This is a genomic window from Acinetobacter higginsii (assembly GCF_000369845.1).
Lineage (GTDB): Bacteria > Pseudomonadota > Gammaproteobacteria > Pseudomonadales > Moraxellaceae > Acinetobacter > Acinetobacter higginsii.
This window is the reverse complement of sequence record NZ_KB850217.1, coordinates 73,421-86,097: the sequence shown is the minus strand read 5'-3', so window position 1 is coordinate 86,097 and position 12,677 is coordinate 73,421. Positions and strand designations below refer to the sequence as shown.

The following is a 12,677-nucleotide window of genomic DNA, read 5'->3' as shown; positions in this document are numbered from 1 at the left end:
TTTAATAACTTAATTTCATCAATGGTAATTGCTATGCTAATTATTTAAGTACTGATAAAAAAGCATTATGGACATAAATTCCTCTTCCATCCCACTTTCTAATTCCAACTTTAATTTCTTTACAATCTGATGGGATTTCAATATTAAAAACTTTTTCTACCCTTTTACTGGGTTGTCCAGAGAAATATTTGTAATATCCAATATCTGGATTTTCTGATTTAATCAATGAAACTTTTGTTTTAATATTAAAGTAATCAATTGCATATAATGCAGGTGTTTTGGTATTCTCTAAATGTTCAAAGTCTATAACTAGTTTGATTTTTGTTTGGCTATTTATGTTGGAAATAGTTTCACTCCATATGGTATTTTTCTCCAACATGCCAGAACAATTGAATTTAAGAATCTCTAAATTTTTTTTACTATTTTGAATAAGTTGGTCTTTCAAAAAATTAAAAAGCTTTTGTGCAAAAAAGACAGACCCTTCGGGTAAGAAATGCAATTTATCATAAAAGAAATGTGAATTGATTTGAAATTCTTCTTCTAGATCTAAGAATGGTATTTTATTGATATTGCAGTATTCTCGTGCAATATTGTTTATAGTTTTCAGGTGAGGGGCATCAGTTGTATAACAAATTGAAGTAAAAAGTAACTTTAAATTCAGTTGATTACAGATTGCTTTTATAAGACCTAAATTTCTTTTATAAATCTCTATATTTATTTCATTATTTCTTTTAACTTTTCTTTCTGTGGCTGGTAAAATTGTAGCATGATATATATGTGGTGAAAAATAATCTTCTTCGTAAAGTAAAGGACCTTCATCATTTGATGGAAGAGCTATTATTACAGTAGAATTTGTTTTATTAATTAATTTATTTATTAATAAATTAATAATATTCAAAGTTTGAGAGCCTGAAGTTCCTAAGTTTTTTATTTCATAGTCATATCCATTTTTTAGCAAAATTTCTTCTAATGCTGTATGTACTTTTTTACTATTTCGGATATACATGCATTCTATAGATGAATCTCCAATCATAAAGATTTTATTATTTGATTCATTTCCAAAAATAGTTGGTTGATTGCCTTCATTATCTGTTGTTATTTCATAGACTTCATTTTTATTAAGACGGGGGCAGTTTTCTAAATATTCTAGAGTCGGTGCATATATTTTATTGATATTAGTACCTAGTTCTTTAAGTCGAATATTACGTTTTTGCATTAGTTCCCGTTTAATATGCTTGCTTAATTTGTTAATTTTATCATAATTTTCATATTTCAAAATAGTGTTGTAAAACTTTAAACAAACTTTATCAATTCATATAATTATTTTCTCAATTTATGCCCTTGAATCTCCGCCCAAAGTGCTGAGTATTCAGGGCGATTGAGAGAATGCTGTGCTAATAACTGAAAGAATGCTTTCAACAGATACGGTGGGGCTGTATCAGTGACTTTCGCTTCTGCATTTATCTGTTGTTTGAGTTTCATTTCAAAGCGTTGCTGGTTGGCTTGCCGCTGTTGGTGATAGAGACTCTTTTTATCTTTTTCATGATGGGTATGTAAAAAGTATTGTTTTTTAAGCAATTGTTCTAGTTGGCTCACTGCCAAAATGGCTCGAAAACCTGTAGCCATCATCGGTGCGAGATAGGTTTCATCAAGTAATAAGGCTGGTTGATAGTCGATTAAGCCTTTATGCTGAAACAAGCGCAGCATAAAATCAAAATCTTCATAGCCATGTCCTATAAACTGTTCATCAAAACCATGAATTGCGTGTACAGACTTCAAGTCGGTAATGATGATGGACGATGGGAAGGCGAGATGTAAAATCAGGTCTCGCCTAAAGTCATAATATGCGTGTCTAAACGCTGCTAATGTCAGGCGGTTGACCTGCTTGCTGCCTTTTTTACTCAAATACAAACATGGGTACATACACAACTGTGCAGGATGCTGTTGTACCTCGGTAAATGCGTTATGGATTTGCTGAAGATTGATATGAATATCGATATCAAGAAACATGACATAGCGTGTTTGTACCTGCGCCAATGCAATATTTCTTAGACGTGAAAGATGGCCGCTAGCACTGTGGTCAATCACCAGAATAATTTGTGGGCAGCCTGCAATGATCTTTTGGAGTTGTTGTACTTGGCGTTCTGGCTGTGCATTACAGCCTAAAATAAAACTAATGGACTGGTCTTGTGCGATTGCGACCAGACGTTTGATTCGTTGCAAAATATCATGGCTACGATAGCTTAAGTCGATCGGAATGACGATTGATAAATCAACCGCACCATAATCTGGTCTTTTCTTTTTCGAGAAAAAAAATTTAAGCATATAAGTAGGGGTGATCGATTTGGCAACTGTTGAGGATGTCTTTTAACCATTGTTTCACCGTATAGTGGGTGAATACATGATCACAAGCATAACGTATTTTTTCGTTTTGTTGCTGACTTAACCCATAGCTGAGTTGGGTAAATAATTCATCTGCCTGTTCCTGTGTTTCAACCACTTCACATAGATCTGGAAATAAATTCTGTAGGGCAAGACTCGGGTTACTAATCACCAGATGACCGCAAGCCATGCCTTCGACCACTCTTCTTGAGAGCATGGTTGGGGAAGTGGTGACTGAGTTGACGTTAATGATTTGTTGAAATTTACGCATAATATGTCCCGTCTCACGATAAGGGACCGAGTGTAAATATTCAGCTTTTAGCGTTGCGGGGAACTTATAGTTTTTGTCTTTTTTGTCATCGTGTCGGTTGATGATGCATAGACCATGCGGTGCTGCAGCTTGAAATAAGATATCTTGCCATTTACGACGTTCTGGGAACATATGATGCATATAGCTGCCCATAAATAAGCTAGAGCGAGAAACTGTTTGGCTGATTGGGGCAGGATAGTGAATTTTGGGCTGAAACGGGAAATTCAAATAATTAATTTTTGCTGTTGGACACAAGCGTTGATAATTCGGGATGGATGCACGGTCAGTGGTAAAAATAAAATCAAATAAACGTGCAGAATCAATAAATTGATCAAAATGATACGGGTCTTCTTTATTCCAGAAAATTGTTGGAATTTGATGTTTTTTAGCCCATTGAATCAATGCTTTGACTTTATCATTATTGCGTCTTGGATGCTCGGGATAGTCTGCGATATGGTATTGCCATTTCCGCTGCTGACCTAACCATGCAGATTCAACTAAGACAAAATCAATCTTCCCTGGGAAAAAATGATAGAACCAGTGTTGGTATGAAATTAAATTTACATTTGCTTCTAAATTAAGCGCGCTAAATGTAAAGTCATCCAAGACAGCTAAAATGTTAATTGATTTTTCCATTAAAAAACTTAATTTGAATTAGTGGCTTAGTTTCAAATATCCCCCACCATAGGGTAGAAAAAATTTTGAAAAGAATATGTGATATAATAGTAAATGAACTGCGCCAACATTGTAAACGTTCATATGTTAGATTACATTCCTTCTGGGATTAAGAAAATATATTTTTTTAAAAACAATGATTTATATAAATCATTGACACAAGAAATCGAAAAACGCACAAACACGAAAAATAATAAAATATTTTGGGGTTGGGGGCGTAAGAACAGTTTTAAAAAAGCACAAGCATTCGCTTTGGAGCAGCATGGCATTGCCATGTGTGCAGAAGATGGCTTTATCCGTTCTTTGGGTCTCGGTAAAGCGGGTTATCAACCACTTTCTGTCGTTTTAGATCAATCGGGTATCTATTTTGATGCGACACAATTCTCGGATTTAGAAAAGATCATCTTGGCGTTATCACTTTCTGAAGATGAGATATTACAAGCGCAAGCACTGATTCAGAAGATTTTGAATGCGGGTATCAGCAAATACAATTTACATTACCAATCACTTAAATTAAGCGAATTTCATAATCAAAAAAATATCCTTGTGGTTGATCAAACCATGGGGGATCAATCGATTCGCTATGCAATGGCATCGGCAGAAAGTTTTAATCGCATGCTGCAACAAGCGCTAACTGATCATCCTGATGCAACTATTTGGGTGAAAATACATCCTGATGTTTTAGCCGGAAAAGCCCAAAGCCACTTTTCACTTGAGCACCTCAACGCACCCAATATCAAGCTACTGACAGAGAATTATAATCCGATCGAATTGTGCCAGCACATGTCGGAAGTCTATGTGGTGAGTTCTCAATTGGGCTTCGAAGCATTATTGTGCGGCAAGCCTGTGAATTGCTTTGGCATACCGTGGTATGCAGGCTGGGGGTTAACACATGATCGTATGCAATTGCCTGAAGCGATTCAAAACCGTAGACATGTCTCGCGGAGTATTGAACAGCTTTTTGCCGCGGCTTATTTACGCTATGCCAAATATGTTTCGCCTGTTTCGCAGCAGGTCTGTGAATTGCAGGAAATTGTAGATACTCTGATTCCTAATATTGAATTTCAAAAACAAATCCCCGCTACAACTGTGGTGGCTTATGGTTTTAGTCGATGGAAGAAGAGCTTTATTAAAGAGTTTCTGGCCTTTCCTCAGGTTGAACTACGCTTTAAACACTGGCGTAAACCAGCTAAAGATCAAGCCATTGTGGCGTGGGGGAAAAAGGCTGCGCTACTCAAGCAACAAGGCTACCAACAGGTATGGACGGTTGAAGATGGTTTTCTTCGCTCGTTGGGACTCGGTGCTAAACTTATTCGGCCTTTTTCATTGGTCTTTGATGATGTCGGAATCTACTACGATGCCACGCGTCCATCACGCTTGGAACAGCTACTGAATCAGGTACAGCTCAGCCCAGAGCAGCAGTGCCGTATTCAGTCGTTGGTACAGCAGATCATTCAAAATAAACTGACTAAATATAACGTTGGTCAGCAGCTTTCAGATGGTGTTCAAGCGCTTCAGAATATTGAGAAAAAAATCATTTTAGTGGTGGGGCAGGTCGAGGATGACTTATCGATTCAGCTGGGTGGGATCGATATTAAAACCAATCTGGCTTTGATCGAAGAAGTTCGAAAAAACCACCCTGATGCTTATATTATTTACAAACCTCACCCAGATGTCGAAGAAGGCCTTAGAAAGGGCAAAATTGCATGGGATGAGATGAAGCATCTGGTCGATCGGGTTGAAAAAAACGTATCAATTATCACACTATTCGAATATATTGATGAGCTGCACACAATCACCTCTTTATCTGGATTTGAAGCACTGTTAAGAAACATTAAAGTATACTGTTATGGTATGCCGTTTTATGCAGGTTGGGGAGTTACAGTTGATCGACACACATGTGAGAGAAGACAACGTAAGCTCACAGTGGACGAGTTAGCGTTTAGTGTTTTGGTAGAATATCCTGTTTATAATTTACCGCAGACGCGTATATTACAGATTCCGTTGGTCACACCAGAACATGTGATGCAACAGATATGCAAATTACAGCAAACGGCCGAGAAATCTCCATCAAGCGTTTGGTCATGGATGTTTACACGCTTGCGTGAATTGAAAATAAAGTTTTAGGATTAGAGATTGTCTATATATCTAGATGAGCTATTGTCAGCCAAAAAAGTTGTGTTATTACAAGGTCCAATAGGCTCATTCTTCACAGATTTGTCAGACTGGCTTACAACCAAACAAATTGAGTGTTTTAAAGTCAATTTTAATGCGGGGGACTGGCGTTATTACCACTCTCGCCCGAATATTTGGCATTACCGAAAAAAATCAACTGATTTTGGCGCTTGGTTGTCTGAACATATTCAGCAGAATCAAATTGATGCGATTGTATGTTTCGGCGATTGCCGTTTCTACCATCAACAGGCACACGCGGTTGCGCAACAGTTGCAGATCAAGTTCTATGTGTTTGAGGAAGGTTATATTCGCCCAGACTACCTTACCTTTGAGGCGGATGGGGTCAATGACTTTTCGAATTTTAAACAACTGTTCTTAGCTGAAAATAATCAGGACGCTGTAGAGCTGCATCGCGAATCCAGTGATAACCACTACCACCTGATGCTGTGGAGCGGTTTTCAATATTATCTGTGTTGGGCTTTGCTGTTCTGGCTTTATCCTTTTTATCGACATCATCGGGGGTATAACCCAGTACAAGAGTTTGGCTACTGGTTTATGGCGATGTTACGTCGTTTTAAAAACTCTTTGGTTGAGCCGAAGCGCTTTGATGCCTTTATTCAGCAACACAGTAAGAATTATTTTATCTATACCTTACAGGTGCATAATGATTCACAGGTTCGTGTACATAGTGATTACACGGATATTCGCGACTGTATCGTCGAGATTCTTCACTCTTTTGCACAGCATGCCAATCCAGCGCATCATTTAGTACTCAAGCATCATCCAATGGACCGTGGTTATCGTCAATATGCTCAGTTGATTCAGGACGTCTCAGCAAAGCTGGGGATAGAGGATCGGGTTCATTATTTCTGTGATATCCATTTGCCGACTTTATTAAAACATGGTCTAGGTTTGGTCACGATTAACAGTACAACGGGGATTCAGGCACTTTATCACCACATCCCGGTAAAGACTCTGGGGCGTTCGCTATATGATCTGCCTGGGTTAACCGTACAAGGTGATCTGGATGCGTTCTGGTGTAATCCGACTCCACCCGATGAAGCCTATTTTCATCTATTCAGAGAAAAACTGATTGAAATAACCCAATTAAATGGGGCCTATTACGGCAAAAATTTCTGGATGAAATAACAAAAAAGCCCTTAAATCAGGGCTTTTTTATTGGGTACAAGTTTATATCCCCATATCTAAATATAAAGACTCTTTGACTTCTTCCATCACAATATAGCTATGTGAAGAGGCGGAGGCTGGCAGTTTTTTTAATAAATCACCTAATAGGCGGCGATAGGCACTCATTTCCTTTAAGCGTGCTTTGACCAGATAATCAAACTCACCTGAAATCAGATGGCATTCCAGTACTTCTGGAATATCAACCAGATCCCGTGCCACCTGATCAAATACATCGCCAGATTTGGCAGACAGTTTGATTTCCAGAAACACCAGTAGGCTACGATCAACATAAGCTGGGTTGAGTCGAGCATAGTAGCCCACAATAATCCCTTCGCGCTCCAAACGCTTCACTCGTTCTGAGCAGGGCGTGGTGGACAGGTTGACCCGAGATGCCAACTCACTGATGGCAATGCGGCCTTCACGTTGCAAAATATCTAAAATCTGGCGATCAATCCGGTCTAATTTACGCATAGAAGATTCCCTTTTATTTTAATTTTTTCGCGACGAAAATATTAAATTACCTAGATTATAGTCATAAAATCAGTGAAAAAAACTATTGATCCAAAAATATACTAGTTAAATAACCTAGTGTGTGCTTGAGGGATCTGTTATGCGCGTAATCGTTTTAGGAAGTGGCGTCATTGGTGTGGCAAGTGCTTATTATCTTGCACAACAAGGTGCGCAAGTGACGGTACTTGACCGTCAATCAGGACCTGCCAAAGAAACCAGTTTTGGTAATGCGGGTCAAATCTCCCCAGGATACTCAACCCCATGGGCAGCACCGGGTATCCCTTTTAAAGCAGTCAAGTGGATGTTCCAGCATCACGCGCCATTAGCGATCAATATTGATGGCAGTATGTGGCAGTTGCAGTGGATGGCACAGATGTTGAAAAACTGTAATCCACAAAGCTATGCGGTGAACAAAGAACGCATGATGCGTGTGGCAGAATACAGCCGTGACTGCTTACGTGATTTAAGAGCACAAACCGGCATCAACTATGAAAACCGTTCGAAGGGCACCTTACAAGTATTCCGTAGCGACGCGCAACTTGAAGCGGTACAACGTGATATTCAAGTGTTGCAAGAGTGTGGTGTCGACTTCACTTTACTGAATGCCCAAGAACTGGCGAGTGTAGAGCCTGCTTTAGCCCATACTGATAAATTGGTCGGTGGCCTACATTTACCGAATGATGAAACGGGCGATTGCTATTTATTTACCAATGCCTTGGCAAAACTGGCGCAAGATTTGGGTGTTGAATTCAAATTCGACCAAAATGTCGAAAACCTGATTGTTGAAGGCGATGAAATCAAAGGCGTCAAGGTCAATGGTGAAGTTCTTACTGCGGATCGTTATGTCTTGGCCTTTGGTAGTTACTCTCGTGACTTCCTGAAACCACTGGAACTGAATTTACCGGTTTATCCAGTGAAAGGTTATTCGCTGACCATTCCGATTGTAGAGCCAAAATTTGCACCACAATCAACGGTATTGGATGAAACCTATAAAGTTGCGATTACCCGTTTTGATCAACGAATTCGTGTTGGTGGTATGGCTGAATTGAGCGGCTTCAATCTTGGATTGAATCAAGATCGTCGTGCTACCTTGGAAATGGTGACGCAGGACTTGTTCCCAGGTGGAGATCTCGCTCAAGCCTCATTCTGGACTGGCCTACGTCCAATGACCCCAGACAGCACGCCGATTATTGGTGCAACCCAGTACAAGAATCTGTTCCTGAATACAGGGCACGGCACTTTAGGTTGGACCATGGCCTGTGGTTCAGGCAAGTTGATCAGTGATCTGGTCATGAACCATCGCCCTGACATCAGTACCGATGGTTTGTCGATTCAACGTTATTCGCACGCCGCTTAATTGCACAGACAGGGAAGTTAATTATGCCTCGTCCAATTACTGCGGTGATCCATGCCCAAGCCTTACGTCAAAACCTTGCGGTGGTAAGGCAATCGGTTCCGAACAGCAAAGTGTTTGCGGTGGTCAAAGCCAATGCTTATGGGCATGGAATTGAACGTGTTTATGCATCTTTTAAAAGCGCCGATGGTTTTGCCTTGCTGGATTTGGACGAAGCAAAACGTCTGCGGGCTTTGGGCTGGACCGGTCCGATTTTATTGTTGGAAGGAATTTTCTCGGCCCAAGACCTGTTTGATTGTGTGCAATACCAACTGAGTTTTACCGTACACAATACCCAACAGGTGGCTTGGATACAGCAGCATGCCTATCCTGCTCAATTCGATATTTTCCTGAAAATGAACAGTGGTATGAACCGTTTAGGGTTTAAACCACAACAATATCGTGACATTTGGCAGCAGCTGAGTCAGTCAGACAACATTGCCAGCATCACCCATATGATGCATTTCTCCGATGCCGATGGTGACCGTTTTGGTGAAACTGGCATTGACTATCAACTGCAGCAATTTGAAGCCAGCATTGAAGGTTTACCGGGAGAAAGATCGGTTAGTAACAGTGCTGCAATCTTAAGATATCAAACTCAATTACAGTCGGACTATGTCCGTGGCGGCATCATGCTGTACGGCAGTTCGCCCGATTATCCCAAACATACCATTCAGGACTGGGGCCTTGCGCCGAGCATGAGTTTGCGCAGCGAGATTATTGCCGTACAAGAACTCAGTGCCAATGAAAGTGTCGGTTATGGTTCCAGTTATGTGGCCGAGCAGCCGATCCGAATTGGCATCGTTGCCTGTGGCTATGCCGATGGTTATCAACGTATTTCAGCAACAGGAACCCCAGTACTGGTCAATGGGATTCGGACCCAGATCATTGGACGGGTCAGCATGGATATGCTGGCGGTAGACCTCAGCCCAATCAGCGATGCCGATGTTGGCAGTGAAGTGGTGCTTTGGGGCCAATCCAGTTCAGGCACAATTTTAGCCATTGATGAAGTGGCAGCAGGTTCAGGCACCATCGGTTATGAACTGATGTGTGGTGTGACTGCACGTGTTTCATTTATTACTCAGGAATAAGGATTTCTTATGTCTCATTCAGATATTCAAAAGCTCAATACCAATGAAGTCATGAGCGCAGTGACGGTCTTCAATCAAGTGGTGTATTTATCAGGACAAGTGCCTAAAAATGCCGACTTAGATATTGAAGGGCAAACCCGTGAAGTGTTGGCCACCATTGAACAACTTTTGGCTTCAGCAGGAACTGATAAATCACGTTTATTGTCGGCGCAATTATTTCTTAAAGACCTGTCCGATTTCCCAGTGGTCAACACCATCTGGATTGACTGGTTAAAAGGTCATGTTGCACCTTCGCGTGCCACCATTCAGGCAGACTTGGTCAATCCGAAGTGGTTGATCGAAATTGCAGTCGTTGCAGCACAAAAATAAAGCGATCCGCTTTATTTTTGTTTAAAAAATATAAAAAAAGAAGAAAAGTAACGTATTTGCAGTAGATAAAACGTAGTCAGATACGTATTTTCTTGCAATCGAAATGAGTCAGCCGTCTTTAAAAGACAGCTAGGGTATGGCGTATAAATCAAGTGCTGACTCATTTAGGAAAAAAGTAAAAGGAACTTTATATGACGGTTACATCTCATCAGTCAGAAGGCGAACAGTCGCCCCAAGACTTACAACGTAAACTCTCCAATCGCCATTTGCAGTTGATCGCCATCGGCGGTGCCATTGGTACAGGGCTCTTTATGGGGTCAGGCAAAACCATCTCTTTGGCAGGCCCATCAATTCTGTTTATTTACATGATTATTGGTGGCATGTTTTTCTTCTTAATGCGGGCGCTCGGTGAATTGTTGCTTGCCAACCTGCATTACAAATCCTTTGTCGATATGGCGCATGATCTGATTGGACCATGGGCCGGCTATTACATGGGTTGGACTTATTGGTTAGGTTGGGTGCTGGTCGGGATTGCCGATCTGGCCGCCGTGATCAATTATCTCACCTTCTGGCTGCCTGAAGGCACCATGTTTACTCCAATTGGACAGGCTGCTATTAGTGCAGGCTGCGTGCTGTTTGTGTTGTTCTTAAACCTGCTCACCGTGCGCCTATTTGGTGAAATTGAGTTCTGGTTTGCCCTGATCAAGATTTTAGCGATTATTGGCTTGATCGGTGTCGGTGGCTATATGATCTTTAGCCATTTCCACGCACCTCATGGTGCTGTCGCTTCGCTCAGTAATGTCTGGTCGCATGGTGGTATGTTTCCAAAAGGTCTGGATGGTTTCTTGGCAGGTTTTCAGATTGCTGTATTCGCCTTTGTCGGCGTGGAACTGATTGGAACCACTGCTGCTGAAACCAAAGACCCGCATAAGAATTTGCCAAAGGCCATTAATGCGATTCCGATTCGGATTATCTTGTTCTATGTGTTGGCTTTATTGGTGGTGATGTCAGTGACACCTTGGAACATTATCCGTGCAGATAAGAGCCCATTTGTGGAGTTATTCTTAAATGCTGGGATTGTGACATCGGCCATCATCATGAATTTGGTGGTATTGTCTTCAGTAATGTCTTCCATGAACAGTGGTGTGTTCTCTACCAGTCGGATGCTGTTTGGTCTGTCTAAAGATGGTCAGGCACCGAATGCTTTTGGTCGTTTATCCAAAAGTGCCGTCCCAGCCAATGGTTTGATTTTCTCTTGTGTCTTCATCATGGGCGGAGCCGTACTACAATATTTTGTACCGAATACCCTTGAGGCCTTTACGCTGGCAAGTTCATTGTGTGTGATTCTATTCATCAGTGTTTGGAGCCTGATCATGGTGTGCTATCTGCGTTACCGAAAGCTACGTCCAGAACTGCATGCACAATCGAAGTTTAAAATGCCGGGTGGCGTATTCATGTCTTATATCGTGATTGCTTTCCTGTTATTCGCTTTGGTGATTTTGGCACTTGAACCAGATACCTTAAAAGCCCTGTATGTTAGTCCATTGTGGGTGGTTATTTTGGCTGTGACCTATCAGCTGATGTATAAACCACGCATGAAAAAACTGGGTCGTGAATTGGCACAATAATTCTTGTCTATTCAGTAAAAAACCGATCTACATTGATCGGTTTTTTTATGGTCTAGCCAATGTGTTTAATCCACCAATAAGTGCTGATATTGATCAGCCTGTTTGCGTAGATAATCCCAGACCAGTTTAATACGGGGCTCATGCTGTAGATCGACAAAGGTCAGCATCCAAAAGGTATGGGTATAGCGTACCTGTTGCTCCAGTACGGCTTCAAGCTCGGGCTTATCATCGGCCAAAAACTTGGGCAAAATCGCCAATCCTGCGCCCGCACTCACTGCAATCTGCTGCGCTAAAATACTGCTGCTGCGAAAGTTTGCATTCAGTTTTAAAGGTAAGCGTTCCAGACAGTACAACTCGGGGCTATAGACCAAATCATCAATATAATTGACGAAGCGATGTGGGGTTAAATCCTGTAAATGCCGAATCGGGGGATGCTGAGACAGATAGCTTTTGCTGCCATAAATTTTTAAACAATAATCTGAGAGTCGCGTAATGATATAGGGGCCAGAGGTGGGTCGTTCAATTGAAACCACAATATCTGCTTCACGATGCGACAGCTTGATCATTTTCGGCACTGGAATCAGGTCAATGGTCAGCGAGGGATACTGTATGGAAAACTCCGCTAACAAGCGCGCCAAAAATGCGGTACCAAAACCCTCAGGTGTGCCAATTCGCACACGGCCTTGCAAAGGTTGATCAGGCTTTTCAATTTGCAGAAAGGCATATTCCATTTGCTCAACCCGTGGCACCAATGCCATTCCTTCCAGCGTCAGCTCATAACCAGAGGCCTCACGTTTAAATAAGGTCACCCCTAAAGCTTGCTCCAACGCCTGAATCCGCCGTGCCACGGTACTGTGTTCCACGCCGATGATCCGTGCTGCATTGGTCAAGGTTTTAGTCCGTGCCAACACTAAAAAAAACTGTAGATGATCCCAATCCACTTTCATTGTTATTGT

Annotated in this window: 11 protein-coding genes; 6 read left to right on the top strand and 5 right to left on the bottom strand. The window is 41.4% G+C overall.

What is annotated here, in order from left to right; genetic code table 11:
- Positions 1 to 40: 40 nt before the first annotated feature.
- The 3 genes from F885_RS06135 to F885_RS06145 all read right to left on the bottom strand — a co-directional run bounded on the left by F885_RS06135 (position 41) and on the right by F885_RS06145 (position 3,328).
- Entirely contained in the window at positions 41 to 1,216 is a 1,176-nt protein-coding gene (locus F885_RS06135) for an SGNH/GDSL hydrolase family protein (protein ID WP_005319829.1), read from the bottom strand.
- Between the two features lie 104 nt (positions 1,217 to 1,320).
- The gene (locus F885_RS06140) at positions 1,321 to 2,325 is read right to left on the bottom strand and encodes a galactosyltransferase-related protein (protein WP_005319826.1); all 1,005 of its coding nucleotides are present in this window, start codon (positions 2,323 to 2,325) and stop codon (positions 1,321 to 1,323) included.
- Positions 2,318 to 3,328, bottom strand: coding sequence for a CgeB family protein (locus F885_RS06145; RefSeq protein WP_005319823.1), 1,011 nt, complete (start codon positions 3,326 to 3,328; stop codon positions 2,318 to 2,320). The genes F885_RS06140 and F885_RS06145 overlap by 8 nt, the downstream gene beginning before the upstream one ends.
- 93 nt (positions 3,329 to 3,421) lie before the next feature.
- Here F885_RS06145 and F885_RS06150 point away from each other — a divergent pair, with 93 nt between their 5' ends.
- Both F885_RS06150 and F885_RS06155 read left to right on the top strand, forming a co-directional pair.
- On the top strand, positions 3,422 to 5,494 hold the full coding sequence (locus F885_RS06150; RefSeq protein WP_005319818.1) for a capsular polysaccharide biosynthesis protein: 2,073 nt from the start codon (positions 3,422 to 3,424) through the stop codon (positions 5,492 to 5,494).
- Positions 5,495 to 5,503: 9 nt separating this feature from the next.
- Positions 5,504 to 6,691 (top strand): capsule biosynthesis protein, encoded by a 1,188-nt coding sequence (locus F885_RS06155; RefSeq protein WP_005319814.1) that lies wholly within the window; start codon positions 5,504 to 5,506, stop codon positions 6,689 to 6,691.
- A 42-nt stretch (positions 6,692 to 6,733) separates the two neighbouring features.
- Here F885_RS06155 and F885_RS06160 read toward each other — a convergent pair whose 3' ends face one another.
- On the bottom strand, positions 6,734 to 7,201 hold the full coding sequence (locus tag F885_RS06160; protein WP_005200824.1) for an Lrp/AsnC ligand binding domain-containing protein: 468 nt from the start codon (positions 7,199 to 7,201) through the stop codon (positions 6,734 to 6,736).
- A gap of 139 nt (positions 7,202 to 7,340) precedes the next feature.
- Between F885_RS06160 and F885_RS06165 the strand changes: the two genes are divergently transcribed.
- The 4 genes from F885_RS06165 to F885_RS06180 all read left to right on the top strand — a co-directional run bounded on the left by F885_RS06165 (position 7,341) and on the right by F885_RS06180 (position 11,721).
- Complete coding sequence (locus tag F885_RS06165) at positions 7,341 to 8,597, top strand: D-amino acid dehydrogenase (protein WP_005319810.1); 1,257 nt, start codon at positions 7,341 to 7,343, stop codon at positions 8,595 to 8,597.
- Positions 8,598 to 8,620: 23 nt separating this feature from the next.
- A complete protein-coding gene (gene alr, locus F885_RS06170; protein ID WP_005319807.1) occupies positions 8,621 to 9,724 on the top strand; it encodes an alanine racemase in 1,104 nt (367 codons plus the stop codon).
- A gap of 9 nt (positions 9,725 to 9,733) precedes the next feature.
- Positions 9,734 to 10,093 carry a RidA family protein gene (locus F885_RS06175; RefSeq protein WP_005319804.1) on the top strand — a complete coding sequence of 120 codons (360 nt, stop codon included), beginning with the start codon at positions 9,734 to 9,736 and terminating at the stop codon, positions 10,091 to 10,093.
- A gap of 191 nt (positions 10,094 to 10,284) precedes the next feature.
- A complete protein-coding gene (locus F885_RS06180; RefSeq protein WP_005319801.1) occupies positions 10,285 to 11,721 on the top strand; it encodes an amino acid permease in 1,437 nt (478 codons plus the stop codon).
- 65 nt (positions 11,722 to 11,786) lie between these two features.
- Here the strand turns inward: F885_RS06180 and F885_RS06185 are convergent, their stop codons facing one another.
- Complete coding sequence (locus F885_RS06185; protein WP_005319798.1) at positions 11,787 to 12,668, bottom strand: LysR family transcriptional regulator; 882 nt, start codon at positions 12,666 to 12,668, stop codon at positions 11,787 to 11,789.
- Between the last annotated feature and the right edge of the window lie 9 nt (positions 12,669 to 12,677).

Coding starts and splice junctions, on each gene's coding strand:
- F885_RS06165 (WP_005319810.1), top strand. CDS start 7,341: ATGCGCGTAATCGTTTTAGGAAGTGGCGTCATTGGTGTGGCAAGTGCT.
- F885_RS06180 (WP_005319801.1), top strand. CDS start 10,285: ATGACGGTTACATCTCATCAGTCAGAAGGCGAACAGTCGCCCCAAGAC.
- F885_RS06185 (WP_005319798.1), bottom strand. CDS start 12,668: ATGAAAGTGGATTGGGATCATCTACAGTTTTTTTTAGTGTTGGCACGG.
- F885_RS06175 (WP_005319804.1), top strand. CDS start 9,734: ATGTCTCATTCAGATATTCAAAAGCTCAATACCAATGAAGTCATGAGC.
- F885_RS06145 (WP_005319823.1), bottom strand. CDS start 3,328: ATGGAAAAATCAATTAACATTTTAGCTGTCTTGGATGACTTTACATTT.
- F885_RS06160 (WP_005200824.1), bottom strand. CDS start 7,201: ATGCGTAAATTAGACCGGATTGATCGCCAGATTTTAGATATTTTGCAA.
- F885_RS06135 (WP_005319829.1), bottom strand. CDS start 1,216: ATGCAAAAACGTAATATTCGACTTAAAGAACTAGGTACTAATATCAAT.
- F885_RS06150 (WP_005319818.1), top strand. CDS start 3,422: ATGAACTGCGCCAACATTGTAAACGTTCATATGTTAGATTACATTCCT.
- F885_RS06140 (WP_005319826.1), bottom strand. CDS start 2,325: ATGCTTAAATTTTTTTTCTCGAAAAAGAAAAGACCAGATTATGGTGCG.
- alr (WP_005319807.1), top strand. CDS start 8,621: ATGCCTCGTCCAATTACTGCGGTGATCCATGCCCAAGCCTTACGTCAA.